Genomic DNA, 25,961 nt, shown 5'->3' on the forward strand with positions numbered 1-25,961 from the left:
ACCGGGCCCGCACCCACGGCCGTTCACCGCGGGTGTCACGATTCGTCGAGAGGTCAGTCTCGCGACCAGGAGAAGCCGATCCGCCCCTCCAGGCCCGAGGGGATGGCGGCATCCGGAATGCCGAGGCTCCGCAACAGGATGACCAGCGCATCGTCCGTCTTTCCCACTCCACCGAGGCCGACGACGGCGACCACGGCCACAGCGGGCGGCACCGTGGCAGCCTGGGCCGTCGGCTCGGTGACACTGTGGACGGCGAGTCGGAAGAACCCGCTTCTCTCCTCGTCGGTGAGCTTGAAGGCGTCAGCGAGGATACGCGCCGTCGACGGGCGGGGCCGCAGTCTCTTGCGGGTCTCGATGTTGCGCAGCCCACGCACGCTCAGGCCGCAGAGTTCGGCGAGCTCCTGCTGACTGAGCCCGATTCTCTGGCGATACGCGCGAACGAGGTCTCCGAATCCAGGCTCGGTCGACATCCGTGATCCCTCCGCCGCGGTTCCTCCGTACCCTCGCCGATGACCCAGCTTGGACCCGGTCCGTGACGGTCGTCGATGCTGTTCGGCCGTGGCTGAAAGGTTGCGGTGCCGGCACATCGACGGCCGGCGTTCCCGGACTCGGCGAACGTGAGAGCATGTGCCGTGCTGATGAGCAGGTGCCGATCGCGTGTCGCAGGATGGTCCGCCGCCGGTGTGCTCCTGCTCGGCTCCGGACTGGCCGCGCCGGCCCACGCGACGTCCGCCACATCGGACAGCCGCCTGGACGTCGCCCTGCTGCAACGGGTCGACTCGCTCAACCCGTTCGTCGGGATCTCCGCATCGGCCCAGCAGATCTTCGGCCTCGCCTACGACCGGCTGACCGACTACCGCAACACCGACAACCGGCCGACGCCCGGCCTCGCCGAGTCCTGGCGCACCTCGGCGGACGGCCGGACCTGGACCTTCACCATCCGCGGCGGCGTGCGGTGGTCCGACGGCACGCCGTTGACCGCGGCCGACCTCGCGTTCACCTACACGACGATCATGCGGGAGCCGACGTCCGTCAACGCGTCGATGGTGGCCGCGTTCACCTCGGTCACCGCGCCCGACGCCACCACCCTGGTGATCGAGACGTCCGCGTACACACCCACGATGCTGAACCTCGACATTCCGATCGTCCCGGCACACATCTGGCGCACCCGCGATCCGATGGCGGAGCCGCCGACCGCGGACGCCATGGTCGGCAGCGGACCGTTCCGGCTGGTCGAGGCCCGCCCGGGGGAACAGTACCGGCTCGAACGCCGGCCGGATCATTGGCGCGGCACGCCGGGCCCGGCCACGGTGGTGCTCCGGCAGTTCACCAACAGCGACGCGGCCGCCCAGGCGCTGCGCACCGGCGAGATTGACGTGGTCGGCAACCTCACGCCGGCCCAGTTCGATGCGCTGACCGACGATCCGGCCATCGCCACCAACGAGGCCCGCGGAACCCGGTTCACCCACCTGGGCTTCAACCCGGGCGCCGCCCGAGCGGACGGCACGGCGATCGGCGACGGGCATCCGGCCCTGCACGACCCGCGGGTGCGTACCGCCGTCGAGCAGGCCATCGACCGCCGGACCCTGGTCGACCGGGTCCTGCTCGGGCACGGCGACCCGGGCCTGGCGTACTTCCCCCCGACCTACCAGCCGTGGGCCTGGACCCCGGCGCGACCGCCGCGCGCCTTCGACCCCGCGGCCGCCGAGCGGCTGCTCGACGCGGCCGGATACCCGCGCGGCCCCAACGGTCGGCGGCAGCTGGAGTTCCGGCTGTTCGCACCCGTCGAGCGGGCCCACTACCAGCAGTCCGCCGCCTTCATCACGGAGTGGCTGGCCGCGGTCGGCATCACCGTCAAGGTGACCACGATGGCCGACACTCAACTCGGGCAGCGGGTTCGCGCCGGCCGGTACGACCTGTTCCTGAGCGGGTGGATCCTCGACCCCGATCCGGCCTTCCTGCTGTCGGTGCACACCTGCGCCGCCCGGCCCGACGCCGCGGGCAACGGCACGACCGACTCCTTCACCTGCGACCCGCAGTGGGACGAGCTTTACCGCCGGCAGTCGCACGAACTCGACCCCACGCGGCGGGTCGCGCTGGTCCAGCAGATGCAACAGCGCCTGTACGAGGCGGCCACGCTGGTGCCGTTGTACTACCCCTCGGTGCTGGAGGCGTACCGCAGCGACCACTTTCGGGGGCTGACCCGGCGACCGACGGCCAGCGGCAGCCTGGTCGGAGCCTGGAGTTACGTCACCGCGACGCCGGTGATCACGGCGGCCGCACCTGCCCACGACCGCACCGGCGTGGTGGTGGGCGTGCTCCTGGCGGTGCTGCTGGCCGGGGCGGCGGGCTTGGCGGTGCACCGGCGACGGTCCGGCCGGCACCTGCGCGAGTGAGAATCGCACCCGGCGCGCGGGTGTTGCGCACTGTGCTCGTGCCCGCCGCCGATCTCGCCGGCCACCTGTTCTTCGTCGTCGTGGTCGGTTTTCTGCTGTTCAGGGTGATACCCGGCGACCCGGTGCTGGCGCTGACCCGGGGCCGGCCGACCACACCCGAGCAACTGGCGGCGCTGCGCCACGAGTTCGGACTGGACCGGTCGCCCGCCGTCCAGTTCGCCGATCACCTCCGCGACCTGCTGCACGGTGATCTCGGCATCTCGTACGCATACCACCGCCCGGTCGCCGATCTGATCATGGAACGGCTCGGGCCAACGCTGCTGCTGGTGGGCACGGCGACCGTGGTGTCCATCGCGCTCGGTGGATACGGCGGCATGCTGGCCGGCTGGCGGCCCGGCGGCCCGCTCGACCGCTCGTCCACGACGGTGGCGCTGCTGCTGTGGGCGACGCCGTCCTTCTGGCTGGCCCTGATCCTGCTGGTGGCGTTCGGCTCCGGTACGGACTGGTTCCCGGTCGGCGGCATGCGCTCGACGGATCCGCCGGCCGGCCTACTGGCCGCCACCTGGGATGTCGCCCGCCACCTGGCACTGCCGTGCCTGAGCCTGGTCGCGGTCCAGTACGGGCAGTACCACCTGCTGATGCGCTCCTCGACGGCGGCCGAACGAGCACACCCGTACCTGCGGCTGGCCCGGGCGAAAGGCTTGCCCGACGCGACCGTACGCCGCCGGCACGTCCTGCCCAACGCGCTGCTGCCCACCGCGACTCTCGCCCTGGTCAACGCCGGCTACGTGGTCTCCGGCGCGGTCGCGGTGGAGTCGGTGTTCAGCTGGCCCGGCCTGGGCTACCTGGCATACGAGGCCTTGCAGACACCGGACCTGCCGGTACTGCACGCCACGTTCCTCGTCTTCGCCGTGCCGGTCGTCGTGGCCACGCTGCTCGCCGACCGGTTGCGGGGTCGCCTCGACCCGAGGCTGGCCGATCAACGCGGCGGCGGAGACGACGTCAAGCCGTGGCCGGGAGTCTCGGCTCGAGCAGGGCGTTCCCGAGGGGCGTGAGGGTGTGCAGGACCGCCTTGCCGACGCGGCCCGTGCGGATCAGCCCGGCGCTGCGCAACACCGCGGTGTGCTGGCTGACCGAGGCGGCGCTGACGCCGACCCGGCGGGCCAGCTCGGTGGTGCTGCTGCCCCCGCCGATGGACTCCAGGACAGCGGTGCGGGTCTCGCCGATCAGCGGTGCCAGCGACAGGCGCGGCGCGAGCGTCGCGGCGGACACGGCCAGGCTGTGTTCGACCGGATAGACCAACACCTGCGGCAGGGTGGTGTCGTGCAGGAAGTCCGGGGTGCCCACCGACATGAAGGACGGGACCAGCAGCAGCCCGCGACCGTTGAGGTGGACGTCCTGTTCCTGGAGCACGTCGACGGACAGGACCGGCGACGACCACCGCATCATCGGCAGGTAGCTGCTCAGCAACCCGTCGGTGCCGCCGTCCAGGAAGGCCCGGGCGCGCCGGGCGCGGTCGGCGTCGATGTGGGCCCGCGCCTGCTGCCAATATGGTTCGACGGTGGAACGGAAGTGGCCACGGATCGCGTCGGCCAGTCGCTGCACGGTCTCCCGATCGCCGTCGGCGAGATGCCCGGCCCACGACGGCAGCCGGTGCTGGCCGGCCAGAATGCCGACCTCGGTGCGGAGACGTAAGCGGGGCGTGCTGAGCAGCGCCTCGATGCCGGCGTCCAGCCCGTGCTGGCCCTCGCTGGGGGTCAGGAAGTCGGGGAAGTATCCGCCGTGGATCAGCGGGCGCAGCATCGCCAGGTCGTCGCGGGAACAGGTCAGCGCGGCGGTGCGGCGCCACTCGTGGAAGACCAGCGGCAGGCCGCGGTCCTGCAGCCGGAAGATGCTGAGCACCGTCTCCCACATGGGGTCGGGTTGCGACTGCACCCGTACCCGGCCGACGTCCTCGGCGGTGAAATGTATTCGCAGCACAGTGGACGCCCCCCGAAGCGATCCGCATATACGGCGGTCACGCTAACCGGCGGCGTGCCCGGTTGGCAATGCACCGTCCGCAGCAGAACCCACCTGGTCAAGCAGCATTCGGGTGTACGGATGATCCGGGCCGGCGAACACTCGCTCCACCGGCCCGGTCTCCACCAGCCGGCCGTGCCGCATGACGGCGATCCGGTCGGCGATCTGCCAGGCGGCGGCGAGATCGTGGGTCACCAGCAGAACCGACATCCCTGTCGTGGTTCGCAGATCCAGCAACAGGGCCAGGATCTCGGCGCGCACGGTGACGTCGAGCGCGGCGGACGGCTCGTCGGCGACCAGGATGCGCGGGCCCACCGCGATCGCCGCGGCCAGGGCCACCCGCGCCTGCTGGCCGCCGGACAACTCGCCGGGTCGGCACGGCAGAAAGCGCTCCGGCGGGCGGAGCCCCATCCGGGTCATCGCCGCGACTGCCGGCCCCACGGCGTCGCGCCGGCGGTGACCGCGGATGCGCAGGCCCTCGGTCACGGCCTGCTCCACGGTGTGCCCCGGATGCAGCGCGCCGCCCGGATCCTGCGGCAGGTACTGCACCTCGCGTCGCAACCGGCGCAGCTCTCGTTCCGTGCGGGGCATGGGCCGGCCGCCGACGGTGATGACGCCGGCCTCGGGCCGGCACAGCCCGACGATGCTGCGGGCCAGGGTGCTCTTGCCGGCGCCGCTCTCGCCCACCAGCGCGACGATCTCCCCAGCAGCCACGTCCAGCGCCACCTCCTGCACCGCGCGGACGCCGCGCCGCCCGCCGAGGCGGACGGTCAGATCCCGGATGGACAGCAGCGGCGCGCCGCCGGGCGTCGCCACCGGCGGCTCGACGGCCGCCGGCTTCGCGACCCGCACCTCCGCGGCCGGCTCCATGGGATGCAGGCAGGCGACGTCCCGGTCGCCGTCGGGTCGCAGCGGGATCGGCCCGTGCGCGCAGTCCGGCGCCACCGCGGCGCAGCGGGGCTGGAACGCGCACCCCGGCAGCGGGCGCGCGGGATCGGGCGGGTCGCCGGCCAGCGGCCGGGGTTGCCGGCGGGTCCGTGGATCGCCGGCGGGTCCGGCGGCCATCAGCAGAGCCCTCGCGTACGGGTGGCGTGGTGCCAGGGTCACCGCCCGAGCGGGGCCGTCCTCGACGACGCGCCCGGCGTACATCACGGCGAGGCGATCGCAGTTCGCCGCCAGCGCGGGCAGGTCGTGCCCGATCAGCAGCAGGGCGGCCCGCTCGTCGCGTACGAGATCGGTGAGCAGGCCGAGCAGATGCCCGCGGGTGACCGCGTCGACCGCGCTCGTGGCCTCGTCCGCGACGACCAGGCGCGGCGCGCAGGCCAGGGCCATCGCGATCATGACTCGTTGCTGCTGGCCGCCGGAGAGTTGGTGCGGGAACCGGTTGCCCAACTCGGCGCCGAGCCCGACCCGGTCCAGCAGGTGCGCCGCTCGGGCCGCCGCCTCCCGCCGCCCGAGGCGGTCGTGCAGGCGCATGGGTTCGGCCAGCTGGGTGCGTACCCGGTGTACCGGATTGAGGCTGCGCCGCACGCCCTGGAAAACGATCGAGGCGCCCGCCCACCGGACGGCCCGCAAGCGGCCCCAGTGCATGGCCAGCAGGTTCTCGCCGTCAAGCCGGACCTGCCCGCTGACCCGGACCTGCGCCGGGAGCAGCCGCAGCACGGCGTGGGCGACGGTGGACTTGCCGCAGCCGGACTCGCCGGCCAGACCGACGACCTCACCGCTGCGCACCCGCAAGGACAGGCCCCGCACCGCCTGCACCGGCGGGTCGCCGGGGTAGGTCACCTCGAGGTCGGAGATCTCCAGCGCCGTCACGGTTGCCGCGCCTCGATCTCGCGGGCGCACCAGCCGCAGGCCAGGACGACCGCGATCACGGCCGCGCCGGGTGCGAGCAGATACCACCACGCGCCCGCCGTGACGGCGCCCGCGGTCGCCGCGTGCCGCAGCATCGTCCCCCAGGAGATCGCGGCCGGGTCTCCGATGCCGAGGAACGCGAGGGTGGCCTCGGCCAGGATCGCGTTCGCGACGGTGAGCGTCGCGCTGGCGAGGATCAGCGGCAGGACGGCGGGCACCACGTGCGCCCGGAGCTGGTGCAGGTGTCCGGCGCCCAGCGCCCGAACCCGCTCCAGGTGCGGTTGGACCGTGGCCTCGGCGACGCCCGCCTGCAGGGGACGGGCGACGGTTGCCCAGGAGGTCAGGGCCACCGCGACGATCACGGTGGTCGTGCCAGGGGCGAGCACGGCACCCAGCGCGACGGCGAAAGGCACCTGCGGCAGCACGAGGAACGCCGTGGTCAGCCGGTTGAGCACGGCCGCGGGCCAACCCGGCAGGTACCCGCCGAGGACGCCGACGGTTACGCCGAGGGCCACCGCGGCGGCGGTCGCGACCAGCCCGACGAACAACGACGTCGGCGTGGCCCGGATGATCAACGCCAGCACCGACACGCCGTGCTCGTCGGTGCCGAGCGGATACTGCCAGCTGGGCCTGGCGAGCGCCGGGCCGCCCTGCCGCAGCGGGCTGACCTCGCGGGCCGGCACCAGCAGCGGCGCGACGACGGCGATCACCGCGAGCACGCCGAGCGTCACCGGGCCGAGCAGGCGGACGGATCGCCGAGCCCCGCTCACTCGTCCGCGACCGCCCGCGGCCGGTACGACCTGTACGGCAGGTCCGGGAAAGGCCTGACCCGGCGTACGGTGCCGACCGAGACCTGCTCGTAGGTCCAGAAGGAGGTGCGGCCCGCGTCCGCCCACGCGTCGAAGAGCATCACGTGCCCGGCGTCACCGTCCGTGCCCGGTCCGCCGTTCATCACCGCATCACCCTGGCGCAGCTCGTCCTTGTCGATCACTTCACAGTAGTCGGGCAGCTCGACTGTGGTCAGGCCGGGCCGATCGAGCCGCCACGCCATGGACACGTAGCCGGAGCAGTCCAATCGGTAGCCGCTGACCGGGTCGTTGTCGACCTGGCTGTAGCGCCGCGGCGCCGCCACCCAGGTGCGGGCGCGGGCCATGATCTCGTCGCGGGTGATCAGTACGGGGTTGGCGTCGTGTGTCACCGCCGTCACCCGGCGAAGAGTGCGCTGCGGGCGGGGGCCGCCAGGGCGGCGGCGACGTCCGTGCGGATGCCGGACAACCAGCCCGCCAGGACGTCACCCGGGCACTCGGTCGCTCCCCAGTCCCGATGCCCGGCGATGGCGGGCACCGACCGGCGCAGCCCGCTGATCGGGTTCACGTAGTCGACGGCGGCGACCGGGTTGACGCGGCACCAGCCGGCCAGCGCGGCGAGCAGCAGGGTAAGGCTGCGGCGAGCGGCCGCGGTGGGCTCGCGCTGCATGAAGTTTCCCAGCAGGACGACGCCAACGTTGCCGGCGTTGTATCCGCCCACATGCGAGGCGTTCACCATCCACCCGGCCGGGTCGAAGCCGGGTAGCGCGTCCCCGCCGGACCACCGTCCCTCGTAGACCCGGCCCGCCTCGTCGATGAGGAAGTGGTAGCCGAAATCGCCGTAGCCGAGGTCGATCGCCTGGTACCGGTAGATGGACCGCATCCGCGCGGCCGGGTCGGGATCGTCGTTGCCGGTGGCCGTGTGGTGCACGGTGAAGGTCTGCACCGGCCAGTAGGCAGGGGGATAACGCTCTGCGCCGTTCGCGTCGAACCGCAGGGACTCGTCGGCACCCCAGGCGGCCCGGGTCAGGAACGGCCGCCCGGCCAGGCGGGTACGCCAGTCCGTGGCCGCCGCGGGCGCGGCGGTCAGCGCCGGCCCGTCCGTGCCGTTGAGGGCGACCGCCCGGGCACCGGCCGGCAGGTCCAGCTCGTAGGCCGGTGAACCCGGGGTCGTCGCGAAGGCCAGCCGCTCGGTTGCCGGGCCGGCGTCGCCGGCGCCGGCCGGGCAACCCTCCACCACTGTGCCCCACCGGCCCCAGCCGCCCTGCCGGTCGGCGAAGCGCAGCCGTCCGGCCGCGGCGTGCGCGGGCCACCGCACGCCGACCGTCTGCACCGCGAACCCGGGCCGCGCCGTCCCCCCGTCCGTAGCCGGCGAGGCCAGGGTCCTCGGAAACGGCCGATCGCCGCCCGCCCGCGCCGGGCGGGCACCCACGAGGACCGTGGCCGCACCCGCACCCAGCGCGCCGATCAGAGCACGCCGACCGACGCCGTCACCGTTGCCTTCCACAAGCTGCTCCCTCTGCGCCCGCCGGCTCGCTCGCCGGTTCGGTGGGATCGTCGTGGTTCGCGGGGCGACGCGGCAATACCTTTCAGCCCTGGCCAAATGATGCCCGGGCCTCGCGGCCTGACCAGCACGGGATCTCATGCCCGTCCGCCTACAACCGCGCCCGCCTTCTTGGGCAGCAACAACGCCCGCGACCCCGCGGCCCGCCGCCGGCCACATGACCGCAGATACTTACTCAACGTCTGGCGTAGTGGCTGTGCGGCGCGTTGGGCGTATCAGGCGCGGTCGTGGAGAGTGATCCGGTAGCCGTCGGGGTCGGCGAACGTGAACGTCCGGCCGAAGGGTCCGTCGATCGGTGCGGAGACGATGGTGTGGCCGTCGACGACGAGGGCATCGTGAATGTCCTGGACGTCTGTGGCATGGAGCCAGATCGCTGCACCGATGCCGGGCTGAGCGACGGAGGCGAGATCGGTGCCAGGAACGATGTCGCGGAGAGCGAAAGCGATCGGCTTGGTCTCGAAGACGACGGCGTGCGGAGGTCCCGCCTGAGAGCGAACGAGGCCAAGGTACTGCTCGTAGAACGCCTGCGACGCGTCGAGGTCGCGAGCTTGCAGGGAGATGAAGTCGGGGCCGGTGGCGGGCATGATGGCGCTCCTTCGGGTTGTGTCAGTCTCCTGACACACACGAAGGTATGTCAGAATGCTGACATGAGTCAAGACGATCCTGGCGTCGACCTGGAGACTTCACTGGGCTACCTGCTGAAAGAGGCGTCGAGTGCCCTCCGCGTAGCCATGGAGGCGGTGCTGCGGCCGCTTGGGATGACCGTGACGCACTACTCCTGCCTCGAGCTGCTGGCGCAACGCCCGGGCTTGTCCAACTCCGAGCTTGCGCGGGGAGCGTTCGTGACAAGGCAGTCGATGAACGTACTGCTTCAGACTTTGGAACGAGACGGGTATGTGACCAGGCCGGCGGAGGCACCCTTTGGAAAGGTTCTGCCGACGCGGCTCACGCCACGCGGTCGGCGAAGCCTCGCGAAGGCGTCCACCGCGGTCCGATCCGTCGAGGTCAGGATGCTGGGCGGTATGACTGCGGCCGAGCAGTCGGCTGCGTACGCCATTCTGCAGAACATGATCCGTTCCCTGAGGGACCCTGACGAGGGCGTGTGAATTTGTTCCCGGCGTCATCCTCGGCACGATTCGCCCAGGACCCGAGCGCAGCGTCTGCGACCGACGCTCGGCGATCAGCGCGTCCATAGCCGCGCTGGCGTACACCAGGCCGCCACGGTTGCCAGCGCCCGTCGGCATAGCGGCAGCCAGGTATGCATGCTCTGCCGCAACACCTTGACCTTGGCCGCTGCCTTCATGACCGGATCACCGGCCAGCCCGCCGTCACCCTGTCAGGTGAGAATCATCCACCGCCGTCGCGACGCCTGCAGGTTCGGCCGTCATTCTGGGCGCCGAGATGTCGATGAGATTGGCCAGGCGGGCGCGGTGCACCCCGGGCGTGCCGAGCGCGAGCTGGTCGGCCTTCGCGCGCTTGAGGTACAGGTGCGCCGGGTGCTCCCACGTCATGCCGATCCCGCCGTGCAGCTGCACCGCCTCCTCGGCCGCCGTCACCGCGAGATCGCCGCAGAATGCCTGCGCGACGGCGGTGGCGATCGACGCGTCCGGGTCCCCGGTCGCGAGGGTCACGGCGGCGTAGCGGGCGGCGGCATTGGCGGACTCGACGCCGGTGTACAGGTCGGCCAGCCGGTGCTTCAGCGCCTGGAAACCGCCGACGACCCTGCCGAACTGACGCCGCTCGTTGAGGTAGGCGACCGTGGTGTCCAGGCACCATCGCGCGACACCGACCTGTTCCGACGCCAGCAGCGCGGCCCCGGCCTGAAGTGCACGACGCACGGCGCGCTCCCCATCGGCGACGACCAGCTCCCCGGCCGCACCGTCGACGGTGACGTCGGCCAGCTGCCGGGTCATGTCCAGCGAGACCACAGGGCGGATGCTCGCGGCGGAAGCCGGTACCGCGTAGACGCCGACGGACTCGCCATTGGCGGCCGGCACCAGCAGCACGTCGGCCTCTAGTGCCCCGGCGACGCTCGTGAACGCGCCGGTCAGCCGGCCGCCGGCGTCGGCGCGGGCCGCCGGGATGGCATCGTCAGGTGCGGTCGACAGCGGCACGGCGAGCGCGGCGGTGCGCTCGCCCGACGCGAGCGCGGCCAGAAGGTCACCTTCGGCGTCGAGCAGGACCGCGGACGCAATGACCGCACTGGTGAGGAACGGCACCGGGGCGACCGCGCGGCCCAGCTCCTCCAGGACGACTGCCGCCTCGCGGGCCGACGCCCCAACCCCACCGCGCTCCTCCGGCACCAGCAGCCCGGCCAGGCCCATCTCGGCGGCGAGCGCCTTCCATAGACCGTCCACGAGCGACCGGTCGCCGTCGTACATGGCGATCACCGCAGCCGGCTCGCAGCGGTCGGCGAGCAGGTCGCGCACGGAGGCGCGCAAGTCGTCCTCGACGTCGGAGTAGAGCAGGTCGGGGTCGCTCACTTTCGGAGCTCCTTCCATGGGACGTCCTTGTCGACACGTGGTTCGGCGGGCAGTCCGAGCACGCGCTCGGCAACGATGTTGCGAAGGATCTCCGACGTGCCGCCCTCGATGGAGTTGCCCTTGGCGCGCAGGTAGCGGTAGCCCGCGTCCCGTTCGGTGAAATCGACCACCTCAGGCCGCACCATGGTCCAATCGGAGTAGCGCAGGCCGTCCTCACCCAGCAGCTCCAGCTCCAGTCCGGACAGCTGCTGGTTCAGCCGGGCGAAGGTGAGCTTCATCGCCGACCCCTCGGGCCCGGGCTGGCCGAGCGCCAGCTTCTGCCGCAGTCGCGCGCCGGTGAGCCGGGCGACCTCCGCCTCGACCCAGAGCCGCAGCAGCCGGTCGTGCAGCTCCGGGGTGCGCCGGTGCGGCTGCTCGCGCCAGGTCCGCGCCACCACCCCGACCATGCCGCCCTCGCGCGGGCCGGCGCTCCCGCCGATGGCCACCCGCTCGTTGTTGAGGGTGGCCGTGGCCACCTCCCAACCCTGCCCCTCGGCCCCGAGCCGCTGGGCGTCCGGGATCCGAACGTCGGTGAGGAAGACCTCGTTGAACTCCGCCTCGCCGGTGAGCTGCCGCAGCGGTCGCACATCGACGCCGGGGACGGTCATGTCGCAGAGGAAGTAACTGAGGCCGCGGTGCTTGGGCACGTCGGGGTTGGTACGGGCGACCAGAATCGCGAACCGGGCGCTATGCGCGCCCGTGGTCCACACTTTCTGGCCGTTGACCACCCACTCGTCACCGTCGCGCACCGCGCGGGTGGCCATCGCGGCGAGGTCGGAGCCGGCGCCGGGCTCGCTGAACAGCTGGCACCACACCTCCTCGCCGGTCCACAGTGGCTTGAGAAATCGCTGTTTCTGCTTCTCGGTGCCGAAGGCGAGGATGGTCGGCGCCGCCATACCCAGGCCGATCCCGTTCGCCAACCGGTTGTTGTCGGGCGCACCGGCCTCGTCGAAGAGCTGGTCGACCTCGAGCTGCAAGGCCCGCGGCAGCCCCAGCCCGCCGTGCCCATCGGGGAAGGACACCCAGGCCAGCCCGGCGTCGTAGCGGGCCCGGAGAAACTCCAGCCGGTCGCTCGTCAGGGGGTCGTGCGCGGCCAGGAAGTCGGCGACCCGGCGCCGAAGGTCCGCATGCATCGCGGTTTCGTCTGCGGTCATCGTGACTCCCGTGCGGTGGCCTGGCGGCGCAGTTCGTGGCGGGCCAGGGCGTTCTTGTGCACCTCGTCGGGTCCGTCGGCGAAGCGCAGCGTGCGGATCTGGGCGTAGGCGTACGCCAGCGGGAAGTCCTGCGACAGGCCGGCGGCGCCGTGCACCTGGATGGCCTTGTCGAGGATCCACTGCACGGTCGCCGGGGTGGCGATCTTGATCGCCTGGATCTCGGTGTGCGCGCCCTTGTTGCCGACGGTGTCCATCAACCAGGCGGTCTTGAGCACGAGCAGGCGCAGCTGTTCGACCCGCACCCGGGACTCGGCGATCCAGTCACGCACGACCCCCTGCTCGGAGATCGGCTTGCCGAAGGCGATCCGCTCCTCGGCTCGGGCACACATCAGCTCGATCGCCCGCTCGGCCACGCCGATGGAACGCATGCAGTGGTGGATCCGGCCGGGGCCGAGCCGGGCCTGCGCGATGGCGAACCCGTCACCCTCTCCACCGATCAGGTTCTCCGCAGGCACCCGGACGTCGCGGAACTCAAGCTCCGCGTGGCCGCCGTGGCTGTGGTCGTCGTACCCGAACACCTCCATGCCGCGCGTGATCTCCACGCCCGGTGCGTCGCGGGGTACCAGGATCATCGACTGCTGGCGGTGCCGGTCGGCGGCCGGGTCGGTCTTCCCCATCACGATGAGGATCTTCGCGTTGGGGTTCATCGCACCGCTGATCCACCACTTGCGGCCGTTGATCAGGTAGTGGTCGCCGTCCCGTTCGATCCGGGTGGCGATGTTGGTGGCGTCCGAGGATGCGACCTTGGGCTCGGTCATCGCGAAGGCCGAGCGGATATGGCCCTCGAGCAGTGGCTGCAGCCACTCCTTGCGCTGCGCCTCGCTGCCGAACTGCGCCAGTACCTCCGCGTTCCCGGTGTCGGGTGCGGAGCAGTTGAGCGCGGGCGGGGCCAGGTGGCTGCTGCGGCCGGTGATCTCGGCCAGCGGGGCGTACTGCAGGTTGGTCAGCCCGGCGCCGTGCTCCCCCGGGAGGAAGAGGTTCCACAGGCCGCGGCGGCGTGCCTCGGCCCGCAGCTCGGCGAGCACCGGCACCGAGTCCCAGGCCCACCGGTCCTCGAGCTGACCGAGTTGCTCGTGGAAGACCGGCTCGGCCGGGTAGACGTGGCTGTCCATGAACTCGAGCAGTCCGGCCCGCAGCTCCTCGGTCCTGGCATCGAACTGGAAATCCATCAGTACTGCTCCTTCAGTGACGCGAGCCCCGCGTCGAGAATGGGAAAGATGGCGTCACCCATGCGGTCGAAACCGGAACCGACCGTCTGGCCGCGCAGATGGCGATAGTGGATGCCCTCGAGGATCGCGGCCAGCTTGAACGATGCGAGGCCGAGGTAGAAGCCGAACCGGGACAGGTCGCGGTCGCTGCGCGCGGTGTAACGCTCGATGAGCTCGTCCTCGTTGAGGAAGCCCGCCGCCGACGACGCGTCGGCCACGACGTTTCCGCCGAGCAGCGTGCCGAGCCGCTGGTAGACCACCAACAGCGCCAGGTCGGTGAGCGGGTCGCCGATCGTGGCCATCTCCCAGTCGATGACGGCGACGGGACGGTCGTTGTCGTCGACGAGGACGTTGTCGAGCCGGTAGTCGCCGTGCACCACACCGGGCGCGGTCTCCGCCGGCACGCCTGCCGCGAGCCGGGCGTGCAGTTCGTCCGCGGCGGGCAGGTCGCGGCTGTGCGAGGCGTCGAGCTGCTTGCGCCAGCGCCGCACCTGCCGGGCCAGGAATCCCTCCGGGCGGCCGAAGTCGCCGAGCCCGATCGCGGCCGGGTCGACCTCGTGCAGGATCGACAGGACGTCTATCAGCCCGATCGAGATCGCCCGGGTCCGCTCGGCGCCGATCGGCTGGAGCTCGGCGGCGTACCGGTACGGCGTACCGGCGACACGCTCCATCACGTAGAACGGCGCACCCAGCACGCCCTCGTCCCGGCACAGCGCGTAGGTCCCCGGCACGGGCACCCCGGTGTCCCGCAGCGCCGACATCACGCGGAACTCGCGCGCCATGTCGTGCGCGGTCGCGAGCACGTGCCCCAGGGGCGGCCTCCGGACGATCCAGGTGGCCCGGCCGTCGGTCACCTCGTAGGTGAGGTTGGACCGTCCCCCGGCGATGAGCCGGGCCCTGAGCGGCCCGTCGGCCGCGCCGGGCACCGTTGCCGCGAACCAGGCGGCGAGCCGGGCAAGGTCGAGGCCGGGCGGGTCGTGCGCGATCGTGGACATCACGCCACCAGCACGCTGACCGTCTCGGCCACGCAGGCCGGTTTGTCCGCACCTTCGCGCTCGACGGTGACCCGGGTGATGACCTGGTGCCCGCCGCCGCCCGGCTGCACCGACAGCAGTTCGACCCCCGCCCGCACCTGCGTGTCCACCGGCACCGGTGAGGGGAAGCGGACCTTGTTGGCGCCGTAGTTGACGCCCATCCGCACGCCCTCGACGGTGAACACCTGCCAGACCAGCGTCGGCACCAGCGACAGCGTGAGGTACCCGTGCGCGATGGTGCCGCCGAACGGGCCGGCCGCGGCCTTCGCCGGGTCGACGTGGATCCACTGGTGGTCGCCGGTGGCCTCGGCGAAGGTGTCGATCTGCCGTTGGGTGACGGTGTGCCAGCCGGAGTACCCGAGGTGGGTGCCGACGGCCCGCTCCAACTCCTCGATGCCCTGGAACACCTTCATGCTTTCGGCCCTCCCGCCACGTAGAGCACCTGGCCGGAGACGAAGCCGGCGCCCTCGCTGACGAAGAACGACACGGCGTGCGCGATGTCCTCCGGCGTGCCGGTGCGGGCCACCGGGATCTCCGCGGCCGCGGCCTTCTTGAGTTCCTCGAACGGCACGCCGATGCGTTCGGCGGTGGCGGCGGTCATCTCGGTCTCGATGAAGCCGGGCGCGATCGCGTTGACGGTGACGCCGAACTTGCCCAGCTCGATGGCCAGCGTCTTGGTGAAGCCCTGCACACCGGCCTTCGCCGCGGAGTAGTTGGCCTGGCCGCGGTTGCCGAGCGCGGAGGTGCTGGACAGGTTGACGATCCGGCCCCAGCGGGCCTCCAGCTGGTGCTTCTGCACCTCGCGGGACATCAGGAACGAGCCGCGCAGGTGCACGTTCATGACCGCGTCCCAGTCGTCGGCGGTCATCTTGAACAGCAGGTTGTCGCGGAGGATGCCGGCGTTGTTGACCAGCACGGTCGGCGCGCCCAGCTCCTGGGCGATCCGCGCGACGCCGGCTCGCACGGCCCGCTCGTCGCTCACGTCGATGCCCAGCGCGACGGCCCGGCCCCCGGCGCGCTCGATCTCCTCGACGACGGGCTTGCCGGCCGCCTCGTCCAGGTCCACGACGGCGACGGCGAGGCCGTCCGCGGCGAGCCGCTTCGCGACGCCGGCGCCGATGCCACGGGCCGCGCCGGTGACGATCGCGATGCGGGTGGTGGTGGTGGTCATGTAGGTCACTCCTGTCGTTGCGGGGTCAGGCCGGGGATCAGCTCGGCGATGGCCGTCCGGGTGGTGGCCGCATCGGTGTGCAGCAGTGCCCGCATGCCCACCGCCCGCGCGCCGGCCAGGTTGGGCTCGGCGTCGTCAACGAACAGCACGCGCTCGGCCCGCAGACCCAACCGCTTGAGCATGAGGTGGTAGATCGGCGCGAGCGGCTTGCGCAGCCCTACCTCGCCGGAGATGACGACCGGGTCGAGCAGCGCATCGATCCGGTCGCGCGGATAGGTGTTGCCCCAGCTGTTGGACAGCATCCCGACGCGCGCGCCGAGGTCGCGCAGGCTCCTGGCCAGCGCGAACATCTCCGGGTCCGGCCGCAATCCGGCGAAAAGCCGGCCCAGCACGCCGACGGGATGCACCGGGTCGCCGTGGACGGTGGTCAGTTCGGCGGCGAGCAGCGCGTCGAACTCCGTGACGGACAGCTGCCCCGTCTCCAACCGGTGGATCGGGGTGCCGTCCGGGGCGTCGCGGGACAGCCAGGCCTTCAGCGTGCGGGAGAACGACGCCGGGTCGATGCCATCGGACTCGATCCAGGCGGCGATGGAGTCGCGGACGGGTCCGGTCAGTACGCCGCCGTAGTCGAAGATGACGGCGTCCACGAGGCGTTGGGCGCTCATCGCTGTGCTCCCCGCACGTAGACCACGCGGCCGACTGTGGCTCCGTCGGCGAGCCGCTGCACGCCGTCGGCCACCTCGTGCAGCGCAAGCCGCTCGCTGACCAGCGGCCGCACGGCGCCTCGTTCGGCCAGCGCGGTGATATCGCGGTGGCACTGCGCCACGGCCGCCGGGTCGTACCGGTTGTACAGGCCCCAGTGCAGTCCGATGATCGAGTAGTTCTTCACCAGTGCGTGGTTGAGCGCGGCCGACTGGATCTGGCCCCCGGCGAAGCCGACGACGAGGATCCGGCCCTCGAAGGCGACGCACTTGGTGGAGCGCTGGTAGGTCTCACCGCCGACCGGGTCGTAGACGACGTCGGCGCCCCGGCCGCCGGTCTCGGCCTTGACGACCTCGACGAAGTCCTGCTCGTGCCGGTCCACCACCACGTCGGCGCCCAGCTTGCGGGCGACCTCGGCCTTCGCCGGCCCGCCGACGACGCCGATCACCCGCGCGCCGCCGGCCTTGCCGAGCTGGATCGCAGCGCTGCCGACCCCGCCGGCCGCGGCGTGCACAAGCAGCGTCTCGCCCGCCCGCAGCCCGGCCCTGCGGTGCAGGCCGAACCAGCCGGTCTGGTACCCGATGTACAGCGACGCGGCCTCGGCGTCGTCGAGCGCCGACGGCGCCGCGAAGGTCGTGGCGGCGCTCATCAGCGCGCGCTCGCCGAACCCGCCGTACGGGAGCACGGCGCCGCCCAGCACCCGGTCGCCGACGGCGAACCCGGTGACGCCCTCGCCCAGCGCGATCACCTCGCCGCACAGCTCCACGCCCGGTGTGAACGGCAGCTCCGGCTTGACCTGATATTCCCCCCGGCACATCAGGACGTCGGGAAAGTTGGCGGGCGCGGCCAGCACGGCGACCGCGAGCTGGCCCGGGCCCGGCTCGGGGTCGGCCACGTCGACCAGCCGCAGTACGTCACGCGGCTGGCCGAGTTCGGTCACCTGCCACGCCCTCATGCGGTGATTCCCTTCGCCTCAAGCCGGCGCTGCAGCTTGTTCATGCCGGCCAGCCAGCGGTCGGTCTGCACAGCACGGTTGGCGTAGTACCCCGCCACCTCGGGGTGCGGGAGCACCAGGAACCGGTCGTCGGCCAGCGCCTGCCACATCGCCTCGGCGACCTCCTCGGGCGCAATCGCGGTGTCGTGGCTGAGCAGCTCCTGCAGGGGGCCGGCGTTGTCCAGCATCCGGGTGCGGACGCCCTGCGGGCAGATCGCCTGCACGACCACACCCCGGTGCCGGTAGGTCGCGGAGAGCCACTCGGCGAACGCGACGGCCGCGTGCTTGCTGACCGAGTACGTTGGACTGCCGAGCATGGTGAGCAGGCCTGCCGCGGACGCCGTCACCACGAACCGACCGGCGCCCCGCTCGAGCCACTCGGGCACCAGTAGCCGCGCTGCGCGCACGTGCGCGAGCACGTTGACGTCGAGGGCCGCCGCCCAGTCCGCCTCGGACGCCTGCAGACCCTCGCCGCGGTCGATGCCGGCGTTGGCGAACCAGATGTCGATACCGCCCAGGTGATGGCGAGCCGCATCGACCAGCGCGGTAACGCCCGCCTCGGAAGCCGCGTCACCAATGACGGCGTGCCCGCCGATGTCGTCGGCCACCCTGGTCGCCGCGGCGGCGTCAAGGTCGTTGACCACGACCTGCGCGCCCTCGGCTGCGAGCCGGGTGGCCAGCGCCCGACCGATGCCGTGCCCGGCACCGGTGACGACCACCCGCTGTCCCACCACCGGCATCAGACACCCCCGGTCAGCGTCACACCGCCGTCGACGACGAGCACCTGCCCGGTGATCCACGCGGCGTCATCCGAGAGCAGGAACGCGACCACGCCGCCGATGTCAGCCGGCATGCCCAGCCGCTTGAGCGGGTAGGCGGCGGCGGCCTCTTCCTCACGTCCCTCGTAGAGCGCCGCGGCGAACTTCGTCTTCACCACGGCCGGAGCGACCGCGTTGACCCGGATGTCCGGGCCGAGCTCCACCGCGAGCTCCTGGGTGATGTGGGTGAGCATCGCCTTGCTGGCGCCGTAGAAGCCGATACCTGGTGCCGGGCGGATGCCGGCCACCGACGAGACGTTGACGACGGCGCCGCCGTGCTCGGCCATCCAGGTCCGATGGACCTGCTGCACCCACGACAGCGCGGCCAGGCAGTTGACCTCGACGATCTTGCGGGCCGCATCCAGGTCCAGCTCGACCATCGGCCCGTGCACCGGGTTGATGCCGGTGTTGTTGACCAGCAGGTCGGCGCCGCCGAACACGTCGATCGCGCGCTTGACCGCCTCCGCCTGGTGGTCGACGTCCGCAGCGTGGCCGGCCACGCCGACCGCGTGTCCGGGCCCGCCGAGCCGCGCGACCGCGGCGTCCAGCGCCTCCTGCTTGCGCGCGGTGACGACGACCTTCGCACCGTCGGCCACCAGCCGCTCGGCGATGGCGAGCCCGATCCCCCGGCTGGCACCGGTCACGATCGCCGTCCGCCCGGCGAACCGGCCGCTCACGCGGTACCGACCTGGAGAACGAGCTTTCCGGTGTTGTCGCCGTTGAAGAGCCGAAGCAGGGTGTCGGGGAACGCCTGCACGCCGCCGTCCACCACGTCCTCCAGCGACCGCAGCTTTCCGGTCGACAGCCACCCTGCCAACTCGGTGGTGGCCTCGGGGTACCGGCCGGCGTAGTCGAACACCACCATCCCGGTCATGGAGGCGCGGTTCACCAGCAGCGACAGGTAGTTGGCCGGGCCCTTGACCTGATCGGTCGCGTTGTACTGCGAGATCGCGCCGCAGATGACGATGCGCGCGCCCCGCGCCAGACGGGTCAGCACGGCGTCGAGAATGTCGCCGCCGACGTTGTCGAAGTAGACGTCGACGCCGTCGGGTGCCGCCTCGTGCAGAGCCTTGCGCACGTCCTCGGACTTGTAATCGATGCAGGCGTCGAAACCGAGCTCCTCCACGACCAGACGGCACTTGCGCTCGCCGCCGGCGATGCCGATGACCCGACATCCGTTGATCTTGGCGATCTGGCCGACCACGCTGCCGACCGCGCCCGCCGCGCCGGAGACCACGACGGTCTGGCCGCGCTCGGGTCGTCCGATGTCGAGCAGCCCGAAGTAGGCGGTCATGCCCGGCATGCCCAAGACACCGAGGTACACCGGCAGCGGCGCCTGCTCGGGATCGACCTTGGTCAGGCCCCGGCCGTCCGACAGGTGGTACTCCTGCACGCCGAGCGCTCCCGACACGTAGTCACCGACCACGTACTGCGGGTTGCGGGAGGCGATCACCCGGCCCACCCCGCCTGCGCGCATGACCGCACCGATCTCCACCGGGGGGATGTAGGACCTGCCCTCGTTCATCCAGCCGCGCATGGCCGGGTCCAGCGACAGATAGATCACCTCGATCAGCAGCTGGCCCTCGCCCGGCTCCGCGACCGGCTGCTCGACGTAGTCCCAATCCGAGGGCGCCGGCAGGCCGACCGGTCGCTTGGCGAGCCGGTACTGGCGATTTGTGCGACCCATATACCCCTCCTCTACACTGCTGACTAAGCGCTTGCTTAGTTGCCCAGCTTGCGAGAAGCGCCCCGGTCCGTCAAGAGGTTCGGTCGCCGCATGACGTGGCCCATCTCACACGGTCAGGCACCTGAGAGGATGAAAGCGCTATGACCGAGACCACGGACCTGCCCCGGGCTGCGGCTACCCGCGCAAGGCTTCTCGACGCCGCGGTAAGCGCGTTCGCCGAACGCGGTTTTCACGCCACGACGACCCGCGACATCGCAGCGGCGGCCGGGATGAGTCCCGCGGCCCTGTACGTGCACCACCAGTCGAAGGAAGAGTTGCTCTACCTGATCGCCCGGTCCGGCCACGAACGCACGCTCGCGCTCGTACGCGACGGCCTGATCGGCTCCGAAGATCCGGTGAAGCAGCTGGTCAGCGTGGTGCGGCGGTTCGCCATCGACCACGCGCGCGGGCACACGGTGGCCCGGGTCGTGAACTACGAACTCGCAGCGCTCAGCCCCGAGCACTTCGAGGAGATCCGGCAGATCCGCCAGGAGATCGACCACGAGGTGCGACGCCTGGTGGAGTCCGGTATGGCCGCTGGTGTCTTTCAGGTCAGAGATGCAGGGATGACGACCCTGGCGCTGTTGTCGCTGGGGATCGATATCGCCCGCTGGTACCGGGACGAGGGCACGTGGACGCCGGAGGACATCGGCGACCACTACGCGGAGCTCGCCCTGCGGATCGTCGGAGTGGACCTGTCGAGCTTGTAGAGCGCCACCCGCTGATCGGCACCCTCAGCCGACCGGCGCAGGGCCCACCGTCCACGCGCCGGATTCACCGCGTACCGCCGCCGTGCTCTGCGTCGGCGTGCTGACAGCGGAGGTCGGCGGAGGCGTCGGGCACGACGGCGTGGGGATCGGGGTTGCCGGCCGCGGCGTAGCTGAAGTCGGTGGCGGCGGCATCGTCATTGTCGTGGGCAAGCACCGAGGCTCGTTGCATGAGTTCAGAACGTCGCCCGGATCAGCCTGACAGGAGTCGATGAGGTCCCCACCGTCGACGAGGTCGCCGGGCGCGCCGTCCATGGCGTCGAGGGAGTCCTCACCGCCGAGTCCGCGCAGAACGTCCGTGCCGCCACCTCCGGTCAGGGAGTTGCGCCAGTCGTCCCCGGTCAACGTGTCGGCTGCGGCACCACCGAGCACCGCTTCGATTTCGGAATCGCCGGACCACCGCTGCCTGCCGACCAGATCCCTCTCGCCGACGGCACCGTCGTTGGCCTGCCCGTCAAGGCTGACCGTGACCGGAGTCGTCCGGGCGAGATAGTCGGCGGTGTCGTACCCGCCGCCGCCGGACAGGACGTCAGCGCCGTCGTGTTCCGGCAGTGCCGGGAACTGGTCCTGGCCTGTCCCGCCGTACAGGGTGTCGTCCTGGGCGCCCCCGTCGAGTACGTCGGTGTCGTCCCCACCGACCAACGTGTCGCGCCCCGGGCCGCCGTGGAGCACGTCGGCGCCGAGGCCCCCGATCAGCACGTCGTCGCCGCCACCACCGATCAGCTCGTCCGTACCGTCGCCGCCGCAGATCACGTCCGCACCAGGACCGCCGACCAGGCGGTCCGGACCGGGCGTCCCGCGCATCGTGCACCGGGGCAGCGACGGTGTGGTGTCGTAGCGGAGGTACTTCCAGTGCGATGTCCCGGTCAGGCTCTCCGCCATCAACGCCGGTGTCCCCCCGCCGGACCAGGGCAGCATGTGGGCGATGACCACGCGACCGTCGACGGACAGCTGCACCCGCTCCCGGCGTACGTCGAGTTTGTAGGTGTGGAAGGCGCTCTGGGTGTCCATCGCGTAAGCCACCTGGACGGGATAGGTCAGGCAGACCTGCCCGCGGGCGAAGCCGACCGTGACGACGGTCAGGTGGTCGCCGGCCCAGATGCGGGCCGGCTCCGCGTAGCCGCACTCCTCGGTCACCGACTCATCGAGGCGCATCCTCGCTTCGACGGTCCAGCCCAGGTCGTTGTCCGCGTTGCCGGACCAGTCACTCGACGATCCGTCGAACAAGCCGACGTACCCGTACGGGCCCAGGGTCAGAACGTTGCCGGCGACGGTCGCCGGCTCGTTGATCCGCCAAGGGCCCGGTGGCAGCTGGGCAAAGGTCTGCACCACGGGGGTTCGGGCCTGCGCCGTACCGGACGCCACGAGCGCGAAAGCCGCGACCATGACCGCCGCCAGCACTCCGCGGATACGAGATCGGGTCCTTCCGGATGCCGAACCGGTCACTGATCGCCTCCTGAAGGCAGTGCGGTAACGGTTCACGCGCGTCAGATTGATGAGTGTCACTATAGAGCGGCGCATCTCGGGGAGCCCACCGACCGCGATCATGGTGGGATAGATTCGCCGGTATGGCGGACGACACCCAGCGCTCGGTGGACCTGAAGCGCACGAGCCTCGGCCAGTACGAGGCGCGCAACGCCCGCGGCGGCACGATAACCGTCGGCACCGGGGACGGTACCGACTTCACCCCGGTAGAGCTGCTGCTCGCCGCGCTCGGTGGCTGCACCGGTGCCGACGTTGACTACATCACCAGTAAGCGCGCGGAGCCGGAGAATTTCGTCGTCCACGTCACCGGCGACAAAGTCCGGGACGAGGCCGGCGGCAACCGGCTGGTCAACCTGGCCATCGAGCTGCGCGTCACGTTTCCGGAGGGTGCCGCCGGCGACGCGGCCAGGGAGGCGCTGCCGCGCGCGGCGCGGATGTCGCATGACCGGCTCTGCACCGTCTCACGCACGGTCGAGCACGGCACTCCGGTCGACACCCGCACCGCGCCGTCGCCAGCCGGCTGAAAGGTAGGCGGGCTCTGTCGCGTTTCGCCAATCGGACGGGCCCGGGCAGGCTTGACCTGTGAGGCATGCTGATGCGTCGCTGCAGACCGATCGGACGGCGCAGGTGGTCATCGCCGGGCACGCTTTCGTCCAGAATCTGCGCCGCGGCCACTACGCTCTCGGCGTCGCTGCTCGCCCGGCGCTACGGGTCACCGCGGCGTTCACCGAACTCGCCCGAGCGATCTGACACCCGCCCGGCAGGGCTGACTGCGTCCGCTGATCTCGCAACGCAACAGCGCCCTCACCGGCGTGCAGCGCTCCGCCCGGACATGCGGGCGGTGCGACAGTCCATCAAGTGAGCCGCACTAGCAGCTACGGCAGGTGATCGCCGGGTCGCAGGTGGGTGAATATGTCATTTGCGCTATCCCCGATCGCAGGTCGCCGGCCCTAGGGTCCTGCCAGCGCCGACCCGCCGGCGTGCGGGTATGGATCACTCCGCGAAGTTGATCGTGCGCAAATCGGAGATGGACTATGAAATACGGCAAGCTCACCGCTCTCAGCGCCCTCTTGACGGCCACGCTGGTCGTGACCGGCTGCGGATCGGCGGACGACACCGGGACGGAATCCGGCGCGGCCGATGCCGCCGACGCAGCCGCCGCGAGGGAGGGAGAAACGGGCGGCGCATGCGAGCTCCTGACGGCCGCCGACCTAGTGGAGGTGGAGGCGAAGGACACCTACGGCAAGGGCTACCACACAGAACTGTTCCTTGACGATCAGGCCTGCTCGTTCAAGCCGTACGGTGGCCGGTCCTGGCTGGAGTTGAGGGTCACGAATGACGGCCGGCCCGGATCCACGCAATTCGATGAGCTCCGAGAGGAAGCCTCAGATCACAAGCCGCTGAGCGGGGTCGGCGACGGCGCGATCTCGGACACCTCTCAAGAAATGGAGACCATGGTGGTGTTCTACAAAGGTGACAAGGTAGGCAAGATAACGAGGAACTACATGGGTGGTGCGCCCGACGCGCAGAAGCGTGAGGCCGACATCGTCCTCACGGCGGACCTCGCCAAAAGAGTGATCGCTCGCCTTTGAGCGGCCGCGCGGAAGCGCTCGCAGCCGTACCGGCCGGCGACCCGCCCCGCCGCCGGCAGCGGCGCCGCCCGCATCAGATGGTCATGCGCTACACAACGGCAACGCCAAGTAGGCGGCTGTCCTCGATCCTGCTCCTCGCCGACGGGTCGTACCTGCGCTGAACCTCGGAACAGCGAGCCACCGGTGTCACCGCCCGGTGGCTCGTCGCGGACCGGTGGTCGACCGGGCTGCGCGTGATGGTCAGGATGATGCCCGGAGAAGTCCGCTACCCCTCGGGAGATGAGATGGCGAAGAAGCCTGGTGACCGGCTCGAAGCGGCGATGGCCAGGCGTCGGTTCTGGCGAGCGTACGCCTTCGACGATGCGGACGGATTCAACTTCGAACGGGCGGGTGAGCGCATTGACGAGAAGCTCAAGGGGGGCGTGCGAATCTTCATGCCGGTCGCCGGTCCGTACCGTCTGCGGCTCGATCCGTCGTTCGACGTGGCCCTGCACGAGTTGAACCTGTATGTCGCCGCCGAGTACGACGACGTCGACGAGGAAGTGGACAACGAGGTCGACGGCGCGGAGAAGGACACCGACGACCGGGAGGACTGGACCGGCTACGTGTACGAGATGGGCCACTGGGACCAGGCCCGGTGGCACCCGTGGTGCCTGCGCTGGGAGGAGGCGCAGGCCGTGGTGGCGCACATGCGTGCCAACCCGTCGACCTACGAGCCGAACGAGGATTTCGACAACGAGTGCACGGTTTCGCCGGACATGGCGATGCTGCTGCTGAGCCGGTTCGTCGGCCACGAATCCGGCGACACCGAGGGCCTGGAGGCGCACCGCGCCCAGGTGGCGGCGCAGTTCGTCCGGATGGGCGTGTTCGACCCGGCGCAGGCGCGGCGGATCGCCGAGAACATGGTCGTCGCACCGCCGGACGACGACTACACCTGGACCTGCTCCGACACCCACGGCTGGATGTTCGGTGGCGCCTATAGCTGCTACTCCAACCGCAATACCGACCACAGCCGCTTCCCGTTCGAGCACTTCGCCCGGTTTCGGATGATGCTCGGGCTCGACGCAAAGCCCCGCGGCTGAGCGCCGCGCAAGCGAGTACCCACGGCTCCGGAACAGGACGGCGGGTATCGAGTTTCCGGACGCGTGCGCGTGTGGCCCGCGTCGCGGCACTTGGCGGCCGGCCGCTACGCAGTCCCGCCGTAGACGGCGAGGTCCTCGCCGCTGAATACGAGACAGCCCAACATGCTGGCCAAGACCGCCCGCTGAACGGGCGTCAAGGTGTTCACGAAGACCGCGGCTCCGACATCTGCCTTTCGGCAGACTTCGGCAATCTCGCGGACCTTGCCATGTGTCAGCAGCGTCCGGCGAGAGAAAGGCCGGGACATCCGGGCAGCCCCGCCGGGACGTTCCTTCCACCGGTCGGAAGCGCCCCGACGCTGAACATATCGGCCCACCACCCGACCGCCACCGGCTGGAAGGCTCGAAAGGGGAGGCGGTTGACGTCCGCCCGAGGACAAGCGGGCGATGGCAGCCTAGAGCTCGAATGGATACAGCTGGACATCCTTGTGAGGAACGTGGATCTGCACCCAGCTGGCGTCCACCTCCGCCGGCGGAGGCTCTACGAAGTCCAGCAGGATCATCGACCCGTCCAGGTCCAGGACGCCGCCACCGTCGGGAGTCAAACCCAAACGCCCGCGCAAGATCACGCAATGGCCACCCGCCAAGATCGCCGGCCCAGGCTCGGCCGCGAGCTTCGCGTTCAGACCCCAACTGATCTCCATGTTGATCGTCCACTCGACGTCATACCGCCCCAGGACAGCATCCGGCGCACCACACCACGGCACCGCCGTCCGGCCCACCGGAGTCTGAACCTGCACAATGGGGAACGGACTCCAAGCGAACCGGGCCACCTGCTCAATATCGACCAGCACCCTTAGATCATGCCCGCTGCCGATCACCCGTGGTGGGGCCAGAACTCACCCGTGACCATGGACCGGGCGATCGCGTAATGGGGCCAAAACTCGTTCCTGGCCGGGCCCAACTCTCGCTCTTGGAGCCACGCGTGCGAAGAACTCGCCAGGTGATGG

29 protein-coding genes are annotated in these 25,961 nt (G+C 71.0%); 8 read left to right on the top strand and 21 right to left on the bottom strand.

Annotated features, from left to right (window positions below):
- Positions 1-53: 53 nt before the first annotated feature.
- Positions 54-470, bottom strand: coding sequence for a helix-turn-helix domain-containing protein (locus tag BJ971_RS27545; protein ID WP_184996098.1), 417 nt, complete (start codon positions 468-470; stop codon positions 54-56).
- A gap of 213 nt (positions 471-683) precedes the next feature.
- On the opposite strand from BJ971_RS27545, the gene BJ971_RS40730 reads away from it, so the two are divergent.
- Both BJ971_RS40730 and BJ971_RS27550 read left to right on the top strand, forming a co-directional pair.
- Entirely contained in the window at positions 684-2,396 is a 1,713-nt protein-coding gene (locus BJ971_RS40730; RefSeq protein ID WP_203709282.1) for an ABC transporter substrate-binding protein, read from the top strand.
- Entirely contained in the window at positions 2,393-3,451 is a 1,059-nt protein-coding gene (locus BJ971_RS27550) for an ABC transporter permease (RefSeq protein WP_203709281.1), read from the top strand. The genes BJ971_RS40730 and BJ971_RS27550 overlap by 4 nt, the downstream gene beginning before the upstream one ends.
- Here the strand turns inward: BJ971_RS27550 and BJ971_RS27555 are convergent.
- From BJ971_RS27555 to BJ971_RS27580, 6 genes are all read right to left on the bottom strand, one after another.
- Positions 3,399-4,376 (bottom strand): ArsR/SmtB family transcription factor, encoded by a 978-nt coding sequence (locus tag BJ971_RS27555; protein WP_184996099.1) that lies wholly within the window; start codon positions 4,374-4,376, stop codon positions 3,399-3,401. The two genes, BJ971_RS27550 and BJ971_RS27555, sit on opposite strands and share 53 nt — an antisense overlap.
- A 42-nt stretch (positions 4,377-4,418) precedes the next feature.
- Positions 4,419-6,230 (bottom strand): ABC transporter ATP-binding protein, encoded by a 1,812-nt coding sequence (locus tag BJ971_RS27560; RefSeq protein WP_184996100.1) that lies wholly within the window; start codon positions 6,228-6,230, stop codon positions 4,419-4,421.
- A complete protein-coding gene (locus BJ971_RS27565; protein WP_203709280.1) occupies positions 6,227-7,039 on the bottom strand; it encodes an ABC transporter permease in 813 nt (270 codons plus the stop codon). Before BJ971_RS27565 ends, BJ971_RS27560 begins: the two co-directional genes overlap by 4 nt.
- Entirely contained in the window at positions 7,036-7,476 is a 441-nt protein-coding gene (locus BJ971_RS27570; RefSeq protein ID WP_184996101.1) for an NlpC/P60 family protein, read from the bottom strand. The genes BJ971_RS27565 and BJ971_RS27570 overlap by 4 nt, the downstream gene beginning before the upstream one ends.
- Complete coding sequence (locus tag BJ971_RS27575) at positions 7,473-8,582, bottom strand: N-acetylmuramoyl-L-alanine amidase (protein ID WP_203709279.1); 1,110 nt, start codon at positions 8,580-8,582, stop codon at positions 7,473-7,475. Before BJ971_RS27575 ends, BJ971_RS27570 begins: the two co-directional genes overlap by 4 nt.
- Before the next feature lie 272 nt (positions 8,583-8,854).
- Positions 8,855-9,223, bottom strand: a complete 369-nt coding sequence (locus BJ971_RS27580) for a VOC family protein (RefSeq protein WP_184996103.1) — start codon at positions 9,221-9,223, stop codon at positions 8,855-8,857.
- 63 nt (positions 9,224-9,286) lie between these two features.
- Between BJ971_RS27580 and BJ971_RS27585 the strand changes: the two genes are divergently transcribed.
- Entirely contained in the window at positions 9,287-9,745 is a 459-nt protein-coding gene (locus tag BJ971_RS27585; protein WP_184996104.1) for a MarR family winged helix-turn-helix transcriptional regulator, read from the top strand.
- Between the two features lie 222 nt (positions 9,746-9,967).
- Here BJ971_RS27585 and BJ971_RS27590 read toward each other — a convergent pair whose 3' ends face one another.
- The 11 genes from BJ971_RS27590 to BJ971_RS27640 are packed head-to-tail and all read right to left on the bottom strand — an operon-like array spanning position 9,968 to position 19,989.
- Positions 9,968-11,122, bottom strand: coding sequence for an acyl-CoA dehydrogenase family protein (locus BJ971_RS27590; protein ID WP_239087429.1), 1,155 nt, complete (start codon positions 11,120-11,122; stop codon positions 9,968-9,970).
- The gene (locus BJ971_RS27595) at positions 11,119-12,315 is read right to left on the bottom strand and encodes an acyl-CoA dehydrogenase family protein (protein WP_184996106.1); all 1,197 of its coding nucleotides are present in this window, start codon (positions 12,313-12,315) and stop codon (positions 11,119-11,121) included. Before BJ971_RS27595 ends, BJ971_RS27590 begins: the two co-directional genes overlap by 4 nt.
- Positions 12,312-13,544, bottom strand: coding sequence for an acyl-CoA dehydrogenase family protein (locus BJ971_RS27600; RefSeq protein WP_184996107.1), 1,233 nt, complete (start codon positions 13,542-13,544; stop codon positions 12,312-12,314). The genes BJ971_RS27595 and BJ971_RS27600 overlap by 4 nt, the downstream gene beginning before the upstream one ends.
- Positions 13,544-14,578 (bottom strand): phosphotransferase family protein, encoded by a 1,035-nt coding sequence (locus tag BJ971_RS27605; RefSeq protein ID WP_184996108.1) that lies wholly within the window; start codon positions 14,576-14,578, stop codon positions 13,544-13,546. Before BJ971_RS27605 ends, BJ971_RS27600 begins: the two co-directional genes overlap by 1 nt.
- Positions 14,578-15,030: a MaoC family dehydratase gene (locus BJ971_RS27610; RefSeq protein WP_184996109.1), complete on the bottom strand. Its 453-nt coding sequence runs from the start codon at positions 15,028-15,030 to the stop codon at positions 14,578-14,580. Before BJ971_RS27610 ends, BJ971_RS27605 begins: the two co-directional genes overlap by 1 nt.
- Positions 15,027-15,788, bottom strand: coding sequence for a 3-oxoacyl-ACP reductase FabG (fabG, locus tag BJ971_RS27615; RefSeq protein WP_184996110.1), 762 nt, complete (start codon positions 15,786-15,788; stop codon positions 15,027-15,029). The genes BJ971_RS27610 and fabG overlap by 4 nt, the downstream gene beginning before the upstream one ends.
- Before the next feature lie 5 nt (positions 15,789-15,793).
- Positions 15,794-16,453, bottom strand: a complete 660-nt coding sequence (locus BJ971_RS27620; RefSeq protein WP_184996111.1) for an HAD family hydrolase — start codon at positions 16,451-16,453, stop codon at positions 15,794-15,796.
- Positions 16,450-17,445, bottom strand: coding sequence for an NADPH:quinone oxidoreductase family protein (locus BJ971_RS27625; protein ID WP_184996112.1), 996 nt, complete (start codon positions 17,443-17,445; stop codon positions 16,450-16,452). The genes BJ971_RS27620 and BJ971_RS27625 overlap by 4 nt, the downstream gene beginning before the upstream one ends.
- Entirely contained in the window at positions 17,442-18,224 is a 783-nt protein-coding gene (locus BJ971_RS27630; RefSeq protein WP_184996113.1) for an SDR family oxidoreductase, read from the bottom strand. The genes BJ971_RS27625 and BJ971_RS27630 overlap by 4 nt, the downstream gene beginning before the upstream one ends.
- Positions 18,224-18,979, bottom strand: coding sequence for an SDR family oxidoreductase (locus tag BJ971_RS27635; protein WP_184996114.1), 756 nt, complete (start codon positions 18,977-18,979; stop codon positions 18,224-18,226). The genes BJ971_RS27630 and BJ971_RS27635 overlap by 1 nt, the downstream gene beginning before the upstream one ends.
- On the bottom strand, positions 18,976-19,989 hold the full coding sequence (locus tag BJ971_RS27640; RefSeq protein ID WP_184996115.1) for an NADP-dependent oxidoreductase: 1,014 nt from the start codon (positions 19,987-19,989) through the stop codon (positions 18,976-18,978). Before BJ971_RS27640 ends, BJ971_RS27635 begins: the two co-directional genes overlap by 4 nt.
- Before the next feature lie 140 nt (positions 19,990-20,129).
- Between BJ971_RS27640 and BJ971_RS27645 the strand changes: the two genes are divergently transcribed.
- On the top strand, positions 20,130-20,738 hold the full coding sequence (locus BJ971_RS27645) for a TetR/AcrR family transcriptional regulator (RefSeq protein ID WP_184996116.1): 609 nt from the start codon (positions 20,130-20,132) through the stop codon (positions 20,736-20,738).
- Between the two features lie 24 nt (positions 20,739-20,762).
- Here BJ971_RS27645 and BJ971_RS27650 read toward each other — a convergent pair whose 3' ends face one another.
- A complete protein-coding gene (locus BJ971_RS27650) occupies positions 20,763-22,343 on the bottom strand; it encodes a calcium-binding protein (RefSeq protein WP_184996117.1) in 1,581 nt (526 codons plus the stop codon).
- A 20-nt stretch (positions 22,344-22,363) separates the two neighbouring features.
- Between BJ971_RS27650 and BJ971_RS27655 the strand changes: the two genes are divergently transcribed.
- From BJ971_RS27655 to BJ971_RS27670, 4 genes are all read left to right on the top strand, one after another.
- Positions 22,364-22,804 carry an OsmC family protein gene (locus BJ971_RS27655; RefSeq protein ID WP_184996118.1) on the top strand — a complete coding sequence of 147 codons (441 nt, stop codon included), beginning with the start codon at positions 22,364-22,366 and terminating at the stop codon, positions 22,802-22,804.
- A 58-nt stretch (positions 22,805-22,862) separates the two neighbouring features.
- On the top strand, positions 22,863-23,030 hold the full coding sequence (locus BJ971_RS27660) for a hypothetical protein (RefSeq protein ID WP_184996119.1): 168 nt from the start codon (positions 22,863-22,865) through the stop codon (positions 23,028-23,030).
- Between the two features lie 284 nt (positions 23,031-23,314).
- Complete coding sequence (locus BJ971_RS27665) at positions 23,315-23,872, top strand: hypothetical protein (RefSeq protein WP_184996120.1); 558 nt, start codon at positions 23,315-23,317, stop codon at positions 23,870-23,872.
- A gap of 284 nt (positions 23,873-24,156) precedes the next feature.
- Positions 24,157-24,954: a hypothetical protein gene (locus BJ971_RS27670; protein ID WP_184996121.1), complete on the top strand. Its 798-nt coding sequence runs from the start codon at positions 24,157-24,159 to the stop codon at positions 24,952-24,954.
- Between the two features lie 104 nt (positions 24,955-25,058).
- On the opposite strand, the gene BJ971_RS42545 is transcribed toward BJ971_RS27670, so the two are convergent.
- Together BJ971_RS42545 and BJ971_RS27680 are read right to left on the bottom strand one after the other, a co-directional pair.
- Positions 25,059-25,259 carry an HflX-like GTP-binding protein gene (locus BJ971_RS42545; RefSeq protein WP_203709278.1) on the bottom strand — a complete coding sequence of 67 codons (201 nt, stop codon included), beginning with the start codon at positions 25,257-25,259 and terminating at the stop codon, positions 25,059-25,061.
- A gap of 147 nt (positions 25,260-25,406) precedes the next feature.
- Positions 25,407-25,805: a hypothetical protein gene (locus BJ971_RS27680; RefSeq protein WP_184996123.1), complete on the bottom strand. Its 399-nt coding sequence runs from the start codon at positions 25,803-25,805 to the stop codon at positions 25,407-25,409.
- Between the last annotated feature and the right edge of the window lie 156 nt (positions 25,806-25,961).

Source organism: Amorphoplanes digitatis (genome assembly GCF_014205335.1).
GTDB classification, from domain to species: Bacteria; Actinomycetota; Actinomycetes; order Mycobacteriales; family Micromonosporaceae; genus Actinoplanes; species Actinoplanes digitatus.